The 18,604-nt window shown below is 40.9% G+C and carries 14 protein-coding genes; all 14 read left to right on the forward strand.

Going from position 1 to position 18,604, the window contains the following annotated elements:
- The first annotated feature begins 8 nt into the window (after window positions 1-8).
- The 14 genes from pstA (at window position 9) to QSJ81_RS19135 (ending at window position 18,585) form a co-directional block, all read left to right on the forward strand.
- Entirely contained in the window at window positions 9-851 is an 843-nt protein-coding gene (pstA, locus tag QSJ81_RS19070; RefSeq protein ID WP_285718929.1) for a phosphate ABC transporter permease PstA, read from the forward strand.
- A gap of 21 nt (window positions 852-872) precedes the next feature.
- A complete protein-coding gene (pstB, locus tag QSJ81_RS19075) occupies window positions 873-1,625 on the forward strand; it encodes a phosphate ABC transporter ATP-binding protein PstB (protein WP_285718930.1) in 753 nt (250 codons plus the stop codon).
- Between the two features lie 12 nt (window positions 1,626-1,637).
- Complete coding sequence (gene phoU, locus QSJ81_RS19080; protein ID WP_285718931.1) at window positions 1,638-2,297, forward strand: phosphate signaling complex protein PhoU; 660 nt, start codon at window positions 1,638-1,640, stop codon at window positions 2,295-2,297.
- A gap of 233 nt (window positions 2,298-2,530) precedes the next feature.
- Window positions 2,531-2,977: an arsenate reductase ArsC gene (locus tag QSJ81_RS19085; RefSeq protein WP_285718932.1), complete on the forward strand. Its 447-nt coding sequence runs from the start codon at window positions 2,531-2,533 to the stop codon at window positions 2,975-2,977.
- Window positions 2,978-3,025: 48 nt separating this feature from the next.
- Window positions 3,026-4,678: an FAD-dependent oxidoreductase gene (locus tag QSJ81_RS19090; RefSeq protein WP_285718933.1), complete on the forward strand. Its 1,653-nt coding sequence runs from the start codon at window positions 3,026-3,028 to the stop codon at window positions 4,676-4,678.
- A gap of 339 nt (window positions 4,679-5,017) precedes the next feature.
- Entirely contained in the window at window positions 5,018-6,292 is a 1,275-nt protein-coding gene (gene eno / locus QSJ81_RS19095; protein WP_285718934.1) for a phosphopyruvate hydratase, read from the forward strand.
- Window positions 6,293-6,792: 500 nt separating this feature from the next.
- Complete coding sequence (locus QSJ81_RS19100; RefSeq protein WP_285718935.1) at window positions 6,793-7,521, forward strand: MIP/aquaporin family protein; 729 nt, start codon at window positions 6,793-6,795, stop codon at window positions 7,519-7,521.
- Between the two features lie 38 nt (window positions 7,522-7,559).
- Window positions 7,560-9,053 (forward strand): glycerol kinase GlpK, encoded by a 1,494-nt coding sequence (gene glpK, locus QSJ81_RS19105; protein WP_285718936.1) that lies wholly within the window; start codon window positions 7,560-7,562, stop codon window positions 9,051-9,053.
- A gap of 392 nt (window positions 9,054-9,445) precedes the next feature.
- Window positions 9,446-11,062, forward strand: coding sequence for an anaerobic glycerol-3-phosphate dehydrogenase subunit GlpA (glpA, locus tag QSJ81_RS19110; protein ID WP_285718937.1), 1,617 nt, complete (start codon window positions 9,446-9,448; stop codon window positions 11,060-11,062).
- Window positions 11,046-12,296 carry an anaerobic glycerol-3-phosphate dehydrogenase subunit GlpB gene (glpB, locus tag QSJ81_RS19115; protein WP_285718938.1) on the forward strand — a complete coding sequence of 417 codons (1,251 nt, stop codon included), beginning with the start codon at window positions 11,046-11,048 and terminating at the stop codon, window positions 12,294-12,296. Before glpA ends, glpB begins: the two co-directional genes overlap by 17 nt.
- Before the next feature lie 14 nt (window positions 12,297-12,310).
- Entirely contained in the window at window positions 12,311-13,507 is a 1,197-nt protein-coding gene (locus tag QSJ81_RS19120; RefSeq protein WP_285718939.1) for an anaerobic glycerol-3-phosphate dehydrogenase subunit C, read from the forward strand.
- 167 nt (window positions 13,508-13,674) lie between these two features.
- Entirely contained in the window at window positions 13,675-15,594 is a 1,920-nt protein-coding gene (phnD, locus tag QSJ81_RS19125) for a phosphate/phosphite/phosphonate ABC transporter substrate-binding protein (protein WP_285718940.1), read from the forward strand.
- Between the two features lie 32 nt (window positions 15,595-15,626).
- A complete protein-coding gene (gene pyk, locus QSJ81_RS19130) occupies window positions 15,627-17,381 on the forward strand; it encodes a pyruvate kinase (protein WP_285718941.1) in 1,755 nt (584 codons plus the stop codon).
- Window positions 17,382-17,559: 178 nt separating this feature from the next.
- Entirely contained in the window at window positions 17,560-18,585 is a 1,026-nt protein-coding gene (locus QSJ81_RS19135; RefSeq protein WP_285718942.1) for a sugar-binding transcriptional regulator, read from the forward strand.
- Window positions 18,586-18,604 lie beyond the last annotated feature (19 nt).

Consider the following 18,604-nt stretch of genomic DNA (forward strand, 5'->3'; position numbering starts at 1 on the left):
GTACTCGTATGATGAGTCGTATAGTGCGGCGAAAAATTACGGATGGAGTTGCACGTTTTTTGTTGGGAGTCGCTGTTATTGTAGCGATTGTACCCTTATTTAGCATTTTGTTGTATATCGTAAAACAAGGAGCTGCTGGATTGAGTTTTGCTTTCTTCACTCATTTGCCAGCACCAGTCGGTGCTGTTGGTGGAGGAATGGCAAACGCCATTATTGGAACGCTACTACTTATTTTGATCAGCAGCGGAATTAGTATTCCAATCGGTTTGGCGGCGGGAACGTATCTGTCTGAATTTGGACATGGAAAACTCGGGTCTATCATCCGATTTATCACCGATGTATTATCTGGCGTTCCTTCCATTGTAACAGGTCTGTTGGTCTATTCTCTTGTGGTGCTAGCCATGGGGAGGTTTTCCGCAATTGCTGGAGGAATTGCCTTGGCGATAATTATGATTCCTACGTTGACAAGGACGACGGAACAAATGATAAAACTGGTACCTCAGTCGCTTCGGGAGGCTTCCTTAGCATTAGGGGCGACACAAAGTCAGACACTGTTCAGAATTGTACTGCCTACTGCAGCTAGAGGGATTACTACAGGCGTTATGCTGGCGGTTGCAAGAGTTATGGGAGAATCTGCGCCGCTTTTGTTTACGGCATTTGGCAGTAGCTTTTGGAGTTTTCGCCTTGACCAGCCGATTGCTGCTCTACCGTTGCAGATTTATGCTTATGCAATTTCTCCCTATCAGTCTTGGCATGAGCAGGCTTGGGCGGGGGCTTTGACGCTATTGGGTATCATTTTTGTTATTACCATACTAGCTCGATTTCTAACCCGAACGCAGCATTACTCTTAGAAAGGATTACGAGGTGATTTTATGGATAACTATATCCGCGTACAGAACTTAAATGCATATTACGGGGATCAACATACACTGAAAGAGGTATCAATGGACATAGCGCTAAATGCAGTAACGGCGATTATTGGACCCTCCGGATGTGGAAAGTCGACGTTTATTCGTTGCATTAATCGCCTGCATGAAACAATAAAAACTGCTAAGACAACTGGACAAATTTTATTTAAAAATGAAGATATTTATCAAATGGACACGGTTGATCTTCGACAAAAAGTAGGAATGATCTTTCAAAAGCCGAATCCTTTTCCCACATTGTCAATTTTTGATAATGTGGCAGTGGGTCTAAAGCTTAATGGCATTCATAAAAAATTAATTCTAGAGGAACGTGTGGAGAAAAGCTTAAAAATGGCTGCACTGTGGGATGAGGTAAAAGATCGGCTTCACTCGAGCGGAGCTAGTCTTTCGGGAGGGCAACAGCAACGGTTATGTATAGCGCGAACGTTAGCTGTTGAACCCCAAGTCATTTTAATGGATGAGCCTGCCTCAGCCCTTGATCCGATTTCGACGCTTCGTATTGAAGAATTAATCAGTGAATTGAGGCGTAGCTACTGTATTGTTATCGTTACGCATAATATGCAACAGGCAGCCAGAATTGCGGATAAGACGGCATTTTTCCTTAATGGAGAATTGGTTGAACTAAATGATACGAGTGAAATGTTTATGAATCCAAAGGATGAACGTACAGAAGATTATATTACGGGAAGATTCGGTTAAGGAGCGAGAGAAATGGAAATGCGCATGAGTTTTCATAAAACACTTGATGTATTACATCAAGATCTATTAGAAATGGGATCTCTTGTAGAAGATCTACTACTTCAAGCAGTGCAGTCCCTTGCGAGTATGGATAGTAATTTAGCACAACAAGTGATTTTTCAAGATGATCGAGTTGATGAAATGATGCTAAAGCTAGAGGAGCGTTGTCTAAATCTAATTGCCCTACAGCAACCCATGGCAACCGACTTGAGAATGATTGGCACCATATTGAAGATTGTTACTGATTTGGAGCGGATTGCAGATCACGCCGTAGATATTGCGAAAACTACCTTGCGATTGTCAGGTGAAAAACTTGTCAAACCCTTAGTTGATATTCCTCGGATGGCAGCATTAACAAAAGAGATGCTGCGGGAAGCTTTAGTAGCATATGTCGAGCGAAACACTAATCGTGCAGAGGAACTAGCAGATAAGGATAATGAAGTCGATAAATTATATAGTTTGCTTTTCCAGGAAATTATTGCGATGATGGGCAATGACAAAAAAATCAACTATCAATTGACAGAATTTTTAATGGTTGCACGTTGTTTGGAGCGTGTTGCTGACCATGCAACAAACATTGGTGAATGGCTAATTTATATGGTGAGTGGCAAAAGACAGGATTTAAATTTATAAGTACTCTGCACTTTCTTTAGTTAGAATTGCACGTGCCAGCACGATTTTTGCTGTTAGGCATGTATCTGGCTGAAATTAACACAATGTTAATATAGGCGCATTGTCTAGAAAAACAATTTTAAGGTATGATAAAAACATATTCAAGAATTTAAATGTGATATGCTAAGGCTAACAATACGTCAGACGGTTAGATGAGATCAGACCTAATCAACACAGCGAGAGGAGTGGGCATCATGAAGAAAGCGAAATTGGTCATTATATGCACGCAAAACAGCGCACGCAGCCAAATAGCAGAAGCCTTTTTCAAAAAATATGGTGATAATATGTTGGAGGTTCACAGTGCTGGTTTTGAGCCTACAGAAGTAAATCCATATGCGGTAGAGGTTATGAATGAGATTGGCATTGACATTAGCGGCCAGCATTCCAAAAGTGTTCGGGAGTTTTTAGGGAAAATGTCATTTGGCTATGTCATTGCTGTTTGTAAAAAGGCTGAAGGCAAGTGCCCCGTGATATTTCCAGGAGCGCGGCAGTTGTTATCCTGGCCCTTTGATGATCCAGCTGCATTCGAGGGAACAGAAGAAGAAACGCGGCAAAAGTTCCGGCAGGTGCGTGATGAAATTGAAGAGACGGTCAAGGAATGGTTACAGGAATACCGTGGTCAGCAGGATCATCTAAAATAAAATTGCCACTAGTAGGTAAAATCTGGTGGTTTTATGAGGTGGGTTATTATGAAAATTATTATCATTGGTGGGGTAGCTGCTGGCACTTCTGCAGCAGCCAAAGCAAGAAGAAACAATGAAAATGCTCAAATTACATTATTTGATGCAGACCGTGATGTATCCTATTCAGGATGCGGCTTGCCGTACTTTATTGGAACTGAAGTGGAAGGACGGGAACAATTAGTTCCCAGGGATGCCGCATTCTTCAAGCAGAAATATAATGTGGATGTATACACCAGACATCAAGTGTTAGAAATTCAGCCACAAAGTAAAGTACTTACGGTACAGAATTTAGTTACGCAAGAAATCTTTCAGGAAAAGTATGATAAACTGGTTGTTGCTACTGGTGCAAAAACCGTTGTGCCTGCTATAGAGGGGGGCAATAAGCCCAATGTATTTTATTTACGGAATGTAATCAATGCCGACCGTATCCGTGAACAAGTGCTAACAGCCAATCCCAAATCGGCTGTTATTGTCGGGTCTGGATTTATCGGCCTTGAAATGGCGGAAAACTTAACAGCTAGAGGAATCGCTGTTAGTGTTGTGGAAATGGCAGGGCACGTTATGCCTGCGTTAGATCAGGATATGGCGGTATACGTAGCAGATCATCTGGTGGAGAAAGGCGTACAGGTAATCGTCAACGATTCAGTGATTCGCCTGGAAGGAGAACCTTCCGTCAGTAAAGTGATATTGAAAAGCGGCAAAGAAATCGACGCGGATTTTGTGATCATGGCTGCCGGGGTAAGACCCAATGTAGAACTAGCCCAAAAGGCAGGTATTGAACTCGGATCAACAGGAGCCATCAAGGTCAATCGGAAGATGCAGACCAATATAGATGATATCTATGCGTGCGGTGACTGCGCGGAAAGTTACTCTTTAATTACCGGGAAACCTTTGTATCGGCCGTTAGGTTCTACTGCCAATAAAATGGGACGAATCACTGGTGATCAGATAACCGGTGGTGATTTGGAGTTCCGGGGAATTTTGGGGACAGGTATATTTAAAGTGTTTGATATAGCAGTAGGTCAGACTGGTCTTACAGAAAAGGAAGCAAAAAAAGAAGGCTATGAAGTTGTTGTTTGTCATAATATTAAACCAGACAAGCCCGAATATTATCACGGCAGTGAGATGGTCATTAAGGCGGTTGCCGATCAAAGCACTGGCGAGGTTCTGGGGGTGCAGATTGTCGGAAAATCCGGCGTCGATAAACGAATGGATGTCTTTGTGACCGCCATTACTTTCGGTGCGAAAGCAGAAGATTTATTCCATTTGGATTTAGCTTATGCACCGCCCTTTTCGACGACTAAAGACCCGGTGATGTATACCGGCATGATTCTGGATAATGCCATTAGGCGCGGCAGAGGACTGATGACTCCCGCTGCGTTACAAGAAAAAATAAAAAATGGTGAAGAAGTGCAGATTATCGATGCCAGGGTGACCAAGCAATATAAAGATGCCCATGTCGAGGGTGCAGTGAGTATCCCCCAGGAGCAAATCCGCGCAGCGCTTGATTCCCTTGATAAAGAAAGGGTTACAGTTACTTATTGTAATAAAGGGGTTACCGGGAATGCCGCTCAAAATATTCTAATCAATAATGGCTTTAAGAACGTATATAACTTGTCGGGCGGCTATAAAAATTATAGCGAGCAAGGCAAGAAGTAAACGGTGTCTTTTGGCTATCATGCATATGCAGGGAAAAGGAAGACATGTTTAAAAAGGTTGGTTGCAGAAATGTGACCAGCCCTTTTTCTAATATTGACAGTTTTTGGATAGTAACACATAATACATCTAAGGGCTATGCACTTTCTGGTGTTACCATCGTGATTATTGCCAGCTATCTGACCGGTAAACTCAAATTGGGACATTTGGTGGGGATTGAGCGGCCTCAATCCCTGAGGTAGGGGCGAAACAAGTTCCAGATAACTTGAAGCGACTTTTTGGTGCTGGTGTACTTAGCAATAAGCTTTATAGATAAAAGATAAGCAACGAGGAGGAACCAAAATGACTAGTAAAATTGTCAATATAAAAGCGTTAGAGATTTTAGACTCGCGCGGAAACCCGACAGTGCGGGTTAGAGTGGAACTGGATAACGGGATTACAGCTTCGGCATCTGTTCCATCGGGGGCATCTACTGGGGAAAATGAGGCATTGGAACTCAGAGATGGCGACAAGGAGAGATACGGCGGCAAAGGCGTATTAAAAGCGGTAGCCAATGTCAATGAACGCATTGCCCCTAAACTGATTGGCATGAATGCTAGCGAACAAGAAGTGATTGACCGTCGGATGATTGAGTTGGATGGGACACTAACCAAAGCGAATTTAGGAGCCAATGCCATATTGGGTGTTTCTATGGCGGTAGCTAGAGCGGCGGCGATGGCTAAAGGGATGCCACTTTATGCTTATTTAAGCAATTCGGAAGTTATTCGCTTACCAGTACCCATGATGAACATTCTTAATGGTGGCAAGCACGCCGATAACAATGTGGACTTTCAAGAGTTTATGGTAGTGCCGATCGGTGCGCTTACATTTGCCAAAGCGCTTAGGTATGGTGTGGAAACTTTTCATGCTTTAAAGAAAATCCTCGGAGATAGAGGCTATGTTACGAGTGTTGGCGATGAAGGCGGCTTTGCTCCCAACTTAAAGAGCAATGAGGAAGCCTGTGAGGTTATTATTGAGGCTATACGAGCTGCAGGCTATGTGCCGGGCGTGGATATTGCCCTAGCCCTTGATCCGGCGGCCAGCTCTTTTTGTGAAGATGGCATGTATCATTTAGTTAAGTCAGGACAAGGCAAAAAAACCAGCAGTGAAATGACTCAATTATATAAGTCCTGGGCGAAAAAATATTACATCGTTTCCATTGAGGATGGCTTAGCGGAAAACGATTGGGATGGGTTTAAGGAGCAAACTGCTGTATTAGGTCATATACTTCAAATCGTGGGTGATGATAATTATGTGACTAATACCAAACTCATTGCTCGCGGTATTAAGGAAAGAAGCTCGAATGCAGCACTGATTCAACTTAACCAGATTGGCTCGGTAACGGAAGCTATCCAAGCTGTTGATCTTTGCCGTAAGGCCAATTGGGGCTATGTTATTTCCCACCGTTCTGGTGAAACAGAAGACACGTTCCTGGCTGACTTTGCGGTGGCCATGGGTGGCGGTCAGATTAAGACTGGTTCGGCTTGCCGCAGTGAGCGAATTGCTAAATACAACCGATTGCTGGAAATTGAAGCTGAGTTGGTTGCAGCACCCGTCTTTACAAATCCTTGGGTTTAAGATATAACCGCTAATGTTGGATACTATGTCCCGAAGTCAGGAGAAACTAAGATGGTAAGCAATGTTTGAATGTTTTTCGTAATATATTAAAAAATATTATAAATTCAGTATATTGTGGCAGGAGATCTTATTAACAATGTAGAAGTATACCACTATAGACAGAAGGAATCAATAATATAGTTGGTTAGCATGATAATCAAAGATAAATAAAAAATTTAATTTTCAGTATATTTGCAGGATTTTAAAATAAGATGTAGAAGTAATAAATATACAGAGTACTTTTTGTTAGAGAAACCTAAATGAATATCTTTGGGCTAGAGATAAAGAGAAGTCCGTTTATTCCTCTTGATATGTATATATGGGGGCGTGAATGGAGTTCTCTTTTTTGTCTAAATATTTAATGGAAAAGGATGGTGATTGAGGAAAAAAAAGGAATGTAGTCTAGTAGTTAGCGAGGGGAAAGCTCTATACGTATTAAACGATTAAGGAGGACTTATATTATGACAACTCCATTTTTAGGAGAATTTCTCGGGGTAATGACACTTATTATTTTGGGTGACGGTGTTGTAGCTAATTCACTGTTAAAGAATTCAAAAGCAGAGGGTGCTGGCTGGGTAAACATTATCATTGGTTGGGCCGTTGGTGTACTTATGGGAGTCTTTGTTGCTGTTGCATGTGGTGCACCGCAAGCTGATCTTAATCCTGCTGTCACTTTTGCAAAAATGTTAAATGGTGTATATACCACATCAGATTCAATTATAATTATGCTTTCACAAGTCGCTGGAGGCTTTGCTGGTGGTACTATCGTGTGGTTATTCTTCCGTGGTAACTGGGAAATATCGGAAGATAAAGGCGCTAAATTGGCGGTTTTTTGCACTGGCCCAGCCATTCGCAATTATTCGCAGAATCTTTTATGTGAAATTATCGCAACCTTTATGTTAATTTTCGCGATTTTTGCTATGTTCTCCAAAGGTGTTGGCGCATTTTCACCAGGATTTGGTCCACTTATGGTTGGTGTTCTGGTTTTAGGTCTTGGTGCAAGTTTAGGTGGTACCACTGGTTACGCAATGAATCCTGCTCGTGATCTTGGTCCTCGTATTGCTCATGCTATTTGGCCTATTGCAGGCAAAGGTACTTCTGATTGGGCCTACTCTTGGGTTCCAGTAGTTGGCCCGCTAATTGGTGGAGGAATTGCGTTTGCTATATCGAAAGGTCTTGGTCTAATTTAGTAAATATATAATAAAAATTAGAAGGAGTGACTTTTGAAATGACTAAAAAATATGTAATGGCCCTTGATGCAGGTACAACTAGTAACAGAGCGATTATTTTTGACCAAGACTCTAATATTATTGCAGTAGCGCAAAAAGAATTTACTCAAATATTTCCTAAAGCTGGTTGGGTTGAGCATGATGCGGACGAAATTTGGAGCACGCAACATGATGTAATGCAACAAGTTTTACAAAAAGCTGGATTAAGTGCAACTGATATTTCTGCAATTGGTATCACGAACCAAAGAGAAACTGCAGTTGTTTGGGATAAAACTACTGGTAGACCTGTCTATAATGCAATCGTTTGGCAATCTCGTCAAACCATGGATATTTGCAACGACTTAAAAGCAAAAGGCTTAGAAGGCGAATTCCAACAAAAAACTGGTTTAGTCGTTGATGCTTACTTCTCAGGTACTAAAGTGAAATGGATTTTGGACAATGTAGAAGGCGCACGTGCTAAAGCAGAGAATTGCGAGTTATTGTTTGGTACCATTGACACTTGGCTAATTTGGAAGTTGACTGGTGGAAAAGTACATGTTACTGATTACTCCAATGCTTCTCGTACATTAATGTACAACATTCGCGAATTGAAATGGGATGAAAAACTTCTTGAGTATTTAACTGTACCTGCTTGCGTCCTTCCTGAAGTTAAATCTTCAAGCGAAGTATATGGTCAAACAGATGTTGCTATATTTGGTGCAGCTGTGCCTATTTCTGGTGCTGCTGGTGACCAACAAGCTGCTTTATTTGGTCAAACTTGCTTCCAACCTGGTATGGCGAAAAACACTTACGGAACTGGCTGCTTCATGTTAATGAACACTGGCAGTAAAGTGTATGAGTCTAAAAATGGCTTGTTAACTACAATTGCTTGGGGTCTTAATGGCAAAGTGGATTATGCTTTAGAAGGCAGTATCTTCGTTGCAGGTTCAGCTGTTCAATGGTTGCGTGATGGTTTGCGCTTATTAGAAGCTGCTCCTGATTCTGAATATATTGCTAAAAAAGTAAAAGACGCTGATGGCGTATATGTAGTACCTGCTTTTGTTGGTCTTGGTGCTCCATACTGGGATATGAAAGCTCGCGGTGCGATCCTCGGATTGACTCGTGGAACTAGCAAATCTCATGTTGTTCGCGCAACTTTGGATTCCATGGCATACCAAACAAAAGATGTTTTAAGTGCAATGGAAGCGGATTCAAGCATTAAATTACAAGCTTTGAAAGTAGATGGCGGTGCTGTTGCTAACAACTTGTTAATGCAATTCCAAGCAGATATTTTAGGCGTCCCAGTTGATCGTCCTAAGGTTACTGAAACAACTGCGCTTGGTGCAGCTTACCTTGCAGGTTTGGCTGTTGGCGTATGGAAAACAAAAGAAGAGCTTGTTAGCACTTGGCAATTAGATAATCGTTTTGAGCCTTCTATGGATGCTGAAGAAAGTGCAAAATTATACAAAGGTTGGCAAAAAGCGGTTAAACGCGCTATGAACTGGGAAGACTAATTCTAGTATTAATTTCATAATGTAAAGGGCTGAGATATGAGATCCCTTTGTGTTCGTCAAACGGATACAAAGGGATCCCCTTTGCTTGTATCGACTAATAAGGTAACAACTTATGTTACTTATTAGAAATAAAGAAGACTTGGCTCAGATGGAGTTTTAACTCCAGCTGAATCTTAGTCGCACTTATCCAGGGGCTTAGCCGCTCTTAACTCCTACTTACAGAAGATGAGTCTTAGAGCGGTTTAGTCATCGGATAAAATGTTCAATTTGACTATAAATTCGAAAAAAAACGATTATTTATGGCAAGAAGGAATTGGTTTACAAGGCGGAGAAAGCCAAAGATGCAGGGAAACGCCCTGTTTCATTTATTTATTTTACGAAGGGGTATTGAGATGCAAAAGGCGACAGTTGTTGTAATTGGTGGCGGTGCCACAGGAGTTGGAATTCTGCGCGATTTGTGCATGCGGGGAGTCGATGCGATTCTTATTGAGCAGCAAGATCTAGCGTATGGTACTAGCTCTCGTTATCATGGACTCTTGCATAGCGGCGGACGTTATGCAGTAAAGGATGCTGAGGCAGGTAAAGAGTGTATTGAAGAAAATACAATCTTACGTAAAATCGGTAGACATTGTGTAGAGCAAACAGAAGGCTTTTTTGCTCGAACTCACTTGGATGATGAGGATTTCGAAGGGAAATGGGTAGAAGCTTGTGCTAAGGTTGGTATTCCGACGATTCCTATTTCCGTAGAGGAAGCACGTCGTCTAGAACCAAATTTGAGTGCTAAAATAAAATCTGTATATCGCGTACCTGATGCTGCAATTGATGGTTTTCGTATGGTTTGGCAAAACGTGGCATCCGCTCGTAAGTACGGCGGAAGGGTCATGACCTATACTACGGTTGTTGGTATTGAACATAGCAACAATCAAGTAGTAGGTATGAAAGTCAAGAATACGTTAACTGGCGAAGTCAGTAATATTGCTTGCGATTTTATCGTCAGTGCTGCTGGTTCTTGGGCTGGAGAAATTGCTGCTTTGGCAGGGATTACAGTCAATGTACAACCAGATAGAGGTACGTTGATTGCATTTAATCATCGTATTGCAAGTCGTATTATTAATCGTTTGCGTCCCGCATCGGATGGAGATATTTTTGTTCCCCACGGTTCTATTACTATTTTAGGGACTACTTCTGCATCTGTAGATAAACCAGATGATACGATTCCTAATGCAAAAGAAGTAGTAGAATTGTTAAATATCGGGGAAGCTTTATTCGAAGATTTAAGAAGTTATCGTATGCTTAGAGCATTTGCAGGCACGAGACCACTTTATAGCGCGGATCCTAATGCAAAAGGCCGTGGTGCATCCCGTGGTTTTGTCACTCTAGATCATGCTCATGATGGACTTAAAGGTTTTGTCAGCGTAGTTGGTGGTAAGTTTACTACCTATCGTTTAATGGCGGAAAAAGTAACAGATTTAGTATGTAATTACCTGAATGTAAAAACGCCTTGTCGTACGGCGCTGGAGGATCTTGTTGATGACGCATCTCCAGCACTTATGGCGAAAGCACGCTTATATTTCCCTGCTTATGGAGCAGAACTTGCAGCTTCTCGTTTAGGTTCAGAAGGCTTGGAAAAAGTAATTGATCGTATGCAGGCAAAACCTGAAAAACGTCAGTTATTATGTGAATGCGAAAATGTAACTATGGCTGAGGTGGAAGAGGCAGCCGCTGATAGTACTAGCTTTATGATTAGTGACGTTCGCCGTAAGACCCGTATGGGCATGGGAACTTGCCAAGGTGCTTTTTGTACCTTCCGTAGTGTTGGTGCGGTAGATGCCAATGGATTATCATGGGGCAAAGATACAAATGTATTATTTAAAGAATTCCTACAAGGTCGCTGGAAAGGGATTCGTCCTATTTTATGGGGAAATGTTATGCGTGAAATGGAACTGACCCGAGGAATCTATGAAGGAACTTTAAACATAAATGGAGCGATTGATGATGAGGGAAAATGATATCATAGTAATAGGCGGCGGGTTAGCAGGTCTGACAGCGGCAGCTGTAGCGGCGAAACGCGGTAAAAAGGTAATGGTATTGTCCTTAGGGGCCGGTACTTTGACAATTGGCGGCGGTATTGTTGATGTAATTGGATATTTGGATGGTAATAAACCAGTAGCTACGCCAAGTGCAGGCTTACTGCAATTGCCAGCGGAACATCCATACAAAAAAATTGGTCGTCCTGCCATTGAAGACGCAATCAAATTCTTTAAAGAGATCTGCGAAGAAGAGGGATATCCTTATATGGGAAACCTTGATACCATGCAATGGGTACCAACGGCAGCTGGTACAATCAAACCTACCTGTTTAATTCCAAAAACCATGAATACAGAAGAACTTCAAAAAGCAAACAAGGTAATTGTATTGGGATTTGAATCACTTAAAGATTTTTACCCACAATTAATCACTAAAAACTTTAAGAAGATTTCTCGATTTAAAGATAAAGAATATGAAACAGTTATGATTGATCCGAATTTGGCAGAAGGCCGTGATGTCACTGCATTGGATGTAGCTCGTTGGCTTGATACAGAAGAAGGAATTTCCGAATGTATCACTAAAATGCGTAACGTAATTCAGCCAGGCAGCGTAGTTATCATTCCACCAGTACTTGGGACACGTCCTAATTACCGCATCGCTGATCGATTGGAACAAGCTCTGCAATGTCATTTTATTGAAACGGCATCTGTGCCTCCTTCCATTACTGGTTTACGTCTTCGTACAATGATGGTTAGCTACTTGAAAAAAATCGGTGTTCGTATTGTGGAACAAGCGACAGTTGCTAAGTCCATTGTAGAAGCTGATAAATGTGTGGCTGTAATAACAGAAGGCATTGATAGAGAACGTACCTATTATGCAAAATCATTTATTTTAGCAAATGGTGGTTTCTACGGTGGTGGCTTACTTGCAGAACCAGGAAAAGTTATCGAACCTATTTTCAATTTGCCTGTAGAGGCTCCTGAAGACCATGAAATGTGGGCGAATTATTCTTTATTCTCCAATGAAGCACAGCCTTTTGCAAAACTTGGTTTAGAAGTTGACGAAAAAATGCGTCCTCTTGATGCCGATGGCAAAGTCATTTTAAATAACGTCTTTGTTGCTGGGCGGAATCTGCGCGGTTACGATTACTCTTTTGAGAAATCAGGTAATGGTGTAGCAATTGCGTCAGGTTATCAAGCGGCTATGTCAGTGTAAGGGGAGAAAAAATAATGAAGAAACATCATAATAATCCAGATAGTTGTACAGCTTGTACAGTATGTATTGCTAATTGCCCAGTGACAGCTGCGACACGTAAATTTCGTGGCCCTAAAATGGTTGGCCCAACCTTAGAGAGAATGAGATTATCTCACGAGGATGTTGAACCTTCTTTAGAATATTGCTCTAATTGTAAGAATTGTGATATGTCATGTCCTTCTGGCGTTCCTATTTCTACGCTTAATATGTTAGCGAGAGCTAAATACTATAAAACTCGTAAACATAGCTTACGGGATTGGATTTTATCTCATGGCGAAAAAATGGCAAAGTTGAGTGCGGCTACACCTGGTATGGCTAACTTCGGCATGAAAATGAGTCGTGGCATTTTGAAACAGATTGGTATTTCTGATAAAGCTCCATTGCCAGCTTATGCCCCTAAATCCTTTAGTAAGTTGTTTAAGGCGTTAAAACAAAAAAGTTATCCTGATAAAGTTGTTTTTTATCCTGGCTGCTTTATTAATTACAACGACCCTCAAGTAGGGATGGATTTTGTCGCTGTTATGCAAGCCAATAAATTTGAAGTGATTGTAGAAGATGGTCTTGTATGCTGTGGTTCACCTTTAGTCGTAAATGGCTTTTTAGATGAGGCAGAAGAAAATGCGAAAACAAATATCCAAATCCTTAAAAAATGGACGGATAAAGGTTACCCTGTTATTACTTGCTGCACCAGCTGTGGCTTAATGCTTAAGCAGGAGTATCAAGAATTATTCCATATTGAAGGTGTTCAAGAATATGCAAAACATTTGTATGATGCAGGTGAGTTCTTGCTGGATCTTCATGATCAAGGACGTTTAAATACGGATTTTGGTACTCTAAATGAAAAATACATGTATCACTCTCCTTGCCATTTACGGGCGCAAGGTATGGGATTGCCAGGTTTAGATTTATTGGCTTTAATTCCAGGACTTGATGTGCAAGATGTGGATGGTGGTTGCTGTGGTATTTCGGGTAACTATGGCTTTAAAGCTGAGAAATATGATATTGCCATGAGTATTGGTTCGACTTTATTTGATAAGATTAAAGAGAGCCGTCTTGATACGGTTGTTTCTGAATGTGGAACATGCCGGCTGCAAATTGGACACGGCGCTAATGTGAAAACATTGCATCCAATGACGTTAGTACGTAGAGCTTATGAGGCAAAACAAAAGTAGCTTGAAAAATGGGTTCATAGATTCCTCGTTTATGCTACAAAATGGTGCTAATTGCCATGAAATAGCAAATAGCTGTTGGGAAAAATGAAGTTAGGTTCTACGTTAAGATTGTTATGTAATAAAAAATAAAGACAAACTTATAGCATTTTGGAATGGGGGAAATCCTTATGTTGCAAAAAAAAGTGGTTCTATTTCATTTGACAACAGTGTTGCTCATTGGTATATTAACATCATGGTTAGTAGAATATATTGGGAGCCTAGGAACGTTACTATTCGTTATAGCTATGGCAATTATTTCGACAATTGCCTTATTCAGAACTTGGCCTAAGGCTGGAGACATAGAGAAAAGTCAGGCTCAATCTTCTGTAATAAGGGACGATTCCGTAACTAAGGTAGATATGTATGGTATTGCAGAAGACTTATCTTTTATATCCCAACAATTAGCTTGGGTAACAGGACATAGTAACACAGCTCTCAAAAAACTCACGCAACAATCAAATAGTATTGCAGGCGAAAGTGAAACAACTGCTAGCAGTGCTCAAGAGGCTTCTGCTGGTGTAGAAGAAATCGCTTCGAATGCTGCTGTTGTAGCGAATGCCTCGCAGCAAGCTCTAGAACAATGCCAACATTCTTCTCAACTGGTACTGAAAAATCAGCAGCAGATTACCCAGGCTAGCAATACCATGCTAGAAGTAGCTCAGGTAGTGCAAACCTCTGTTAATGATATGGAAGAACTTACTATCGCGTCTAAAAAAATTGGCGCTTTTGTTGGTAAAATTCAAGGAATTGCCAGCCAAACGAACTTACTCGCACTCAATGCAGCGATTGAAGCAGCTCGTGCTGGCGAGCAAGGACGGGGTTTTGCCGTAGTGGCAGAAGAAGTACGTAAATTGGCTAGTGAGAGTGAAGTCATTACCCGTGAAGTAGAAGAAACGGTAAAAGATGTTACAAATCGCACAAATTATGTTACTTCTCATATGCAGGGGAGCAAAGAGCAAATTCATGGGATTGAACAAATAGCAAGACAATCTGCAGACAGTATGCAGGAAGTTGTCGATAACGTTAACCAAATCGAAGATACTGTAGCAAAGTTATGCAATTTGTCAAGAGATCAACAGATGACTACAGAACAAATGGCCGTGGCAGTAGAGAGTATTGGAACAGCTACTGTTGAAATTGCAGCGGGCACACAAGAAGCGTTGCAAAGCATTGGTCAACAGGAAAAAGATATTGAAGAAGTGTATGTTTTAACAAAAAAAATGACAGCCGCTGTCGATAAAATACAAGAAGTTGCTAGCTTATTTAAAACAGGGAAAGAATTAGTATTTGGATTTAATCCTTTTACATCTCCACAAGTGATTAAGGAAAACTATACGCCGATATTAGAGGAGATTGCCAAGAAATTAGGATTTCAGTCAAGAGTTATTATCGTTTCTGATTATGATTCTTTAGGACGGTCCTTACTGAATGGTACTATTGATATAGGGTGGTTTTCGCCTTTTGCTTATGTTTCTGCAAAAGATAAAGGTGACATTAATCCACTGGTAACCACGGTAGTGAATCAAAATCCGTCCTATCATGGTTATATCATTGCTCGTAAAGATAAAGCGTTTCAATCAATAGATAGTTTACAGGGTAAGCGTTTTGCCTTTGTTGATAAACAGTCTGCTTCTGGTTATGTGTATCCTAAGGCTATGTTATTAGAACAAGGGAAAAATCCTGACAAGTTTTTTGCTGAAACAGTCTTCTTAGGCAGTCACAATCGGGTAATTGATGCAGTCTTAGAAGGCAGTGTCGATGCAGGTGCTACTTACTCAGAGGCAATGGAAAGTGCCAAAGTAAGTGGACTTGCAGTTCATAATTTGGTAATATTAAAACAAACGGAACCCATACCAAAAGATGTTATTGCTGGGCGACCTGGGCTTGATCAACAATTGTTGGCAAGTTTAAAACAGGTTTTTATAGAAAACACGGATAAGACATCAAAACACGCTTCATTAATGAAAAATACTGGATTAAATGGTTTTATTGAAGCCCAGGACCAAGTGTATGATGTCATTAGGAAAGCAGCCAAAGTATTAAAATAAGAAAAAAGTAAAGTGAGAGTGAACGTAGTAATATGATCAAAAAGACGAAAATTGTTTGTACAATGGGACCAAGTACTGGTAAACCAGAAATCATGGAAAAATTAATTGAATCAGGTATGAATGTAGCACGTTTTAATTTTTCTCATGGTGATCATGCAGAACACGGTGTTCGTATTAACATGATGCGTACTGCAAGTGCAAAACTAAATAAACCAGTTGCATTGCTTCTAGACACTAAGGGCCCAGAAATGCGTCTTGGTAATTTTGTCGAAGGTAAAGTTACCATTGAACAAGGACAAAAATTCATTTTAACTTCTAGAGACGTGGAAGGAACCAAAGAAATTTGTTCCGTCAACCATAGATTCTTGCCTCAAGAAGTAGCACCAGGCAATCAAATTCTTCTGTCTGATGGCTTAATCTGTCTTGCCGTTGACAAAGTAGAAGGCGATGACATTTATACAACTGTACTTAATACAGGTGTAATTGGTAACAGAAAACGTGTGGCAGCACCTGGCGTGTCTGTAAACTTACCACCTTTGTCTGAACAAGATGTGAAGGATGTATTGTTTGCTGCGAAAGAAGGTATGGATTTTATTGCTGCATCTTTCATCCAAAGAGCTGCGGATGTATTGACAATTAGAAAATTATTGGAAGAAGTAAATTCTGATATCCATATCATTTCTAAAATTGAAAATGCAGAAGGCGTAAAAAACATTGATGAAATCATCAAAGTATCCGACGGAATTATGGTAGCTCGTGGTGACCTTGGCGTAGAAATTCCTACGGAAGAAGTGCCTTTAGTACAAAAAATGATTATCGAGAAGTGTAATAAACTAGGCAAACCTGTTATTACAGCAACACAAATGTTAGAATCTATGATCAACAATCCTCGTCCAACTCGGGCAGAAGCAAGTGATGTGGCTAATGCTATTATGGACGGTACTGATGCGATCATGCTAAGTGGTGAAACGGCTAGCGGAGACTATCCAGTAGAAGCAGTTCAAATGATGGCAAAAATTGCAATTCGTACCGAACAAGCTTTACAATATAGCGAAATGTTACACAATAAAGGTGTTTTAACCCAACGTACTACGACAGAAGCAATCAGTCATGCGACGGTACAAGTAGCTCATGAATTAAGTGCTGCATCAATTATTACTGACACGCAAACTGGATATACTGCTCGTATGGTATCAAAATATCGTCCATTAGCCCATATCGTGGCTGTTACTCCTAATGAAAGAACAGTTCGTAAAATGCAAGTTATGTGGGGCGTACAACCTGTTCTGCGTGCTGCTGCAAAAAATAGTGATGAAATGGTTGAAAATGCTATTAAGAGTGCATTGGCTTCCGGTATTGTAAGTGAAGGCGACTTAGTTGTCATTACAGCTGGCGTTCATGCAACTGGTACAGGAACTACGAATATGATTCGTGTACATGTTGTAGGCAATGTTTTGTTACGTGGCGTAGGGATTGGCCAAACAGCAGTAACTGGTAAAGTTTGTATAGCCCATTCTATGAAGGATGTAGAAAGTAAATTCAAACCAGGCGAAATTTTAGTAGTATCCAATGTAGACGAAGAAACAGCGAGATTTGCTGCTAAGGCATCTGCTATCATTGCGGAAGAAGGCGGATTGACTTCTCACGCTGCTATTGTTGGTATTAGTGCAGGAATTCCTGTTATTGTTGGTGTAGACGGAGCAACGGAACGTTTAACAGATGGCACTGTTATTACTGTGGATGCAGCTCGTGGACTTGTATATAGCGGTGAAATCAACGCAAGATAGTAGTTTGAAAATTATTTACAATTATTTCTCATGAATTTTGGAAATAGAAGCAGGAGTTACCTGTTGTATGGCGAAGAATACTAATAAAATAGTATAGCTTACGCTGTGTTATATTTTTTTAGCAGGATGGGACAAAATTTGCGCCATGGGGACGGAAAATGTCCCAGAGGGAAAGTTAATGTGGAAAAAAACTGTCCAACTTCATCGAAAAATTGCTCCTGAGTTTATTGCGACTATTGAAGAAAGATACGATATCTTGCGATCAATTCAACATGTCGAGCCTGTAGGGCGTAGAGCGTTAGCTGCTATCTTAGATAAAGGCGAACGAGTTGTAAGAGCCCAAGTGGATTTTTTGAAAAATGCTGGTTTAGTAGATGTTTCTTCTATGGGGATGACAATCACCCGTGAAGGACAGCTCATGTTGAAGGATTTGTCGGAATATATAAAAGTTCTTCATGGACTTACCGTATTAGAAGATGAACTTTCGGAGAAATTAGGACTTAAGCAGGTTATTATCATTCCTGGTGATAGTGAGACTGATACAACGGTTCGCAGGGAACTAGGTCGAGCTGCTGCTAATGTTTTGGCCCAGTACTTAATAAAAGATGATATGATTGTTGCCGTCAGTGGTGGAACTATTATGGCCAATGTGGCAGAATCCATTCATTTTACACAACCGACAGTTACTGTTGTTCCAGCCCGGGGCGGACTTGGTGAAAAGGTGGAAAACCAGGCCAATACCATTGCTGCTGCGATGGCGAACAAATTAGGCGGAAAGTATCGTATGATTCACGTTCCAGAAGGTGTCAGTGAAGAAATGGTCGGCGCGATGATGGCAAATAATAGCAATATCCTTACTGTGGCAGATATGATTAAGCGTGCCGATGTTCTGATACATGGTATCGGTCAAGCCAGAGAAATGGCTGTAAGGCGAGGCTTTGATGAGGAATTTGTATCTAAATTAATTAGTAGTGGTGCAGTTGGCGAAGCATTAGGTCATTATTGCACCTTAGAAGGTAAAAATATTTATATTACCAGTAGTGTGGGTTTACATTTGGATGATTTGGCAGATATCGGTGTAGTAGTAGCTGTAGCTGGAGGCCAAAAAAAGGCCGAGGCTATTGTCGCTGTTACTAGCGCAGGTGGAGAGGACGTACTGATTACAGACGAATCGGCTGCCAAAGCCATTCAGAGTATAATATAAGCTTTAATAGCATATCCAT

Source organism: Pelosinus sp. IPA-1 (assembly GCF_030269905.1).
Classification (GTDB): domain Bacteria; phylum Bacillota; class Negativicutes; order DSM-13327; family DSM-13327; genus Pelosinus.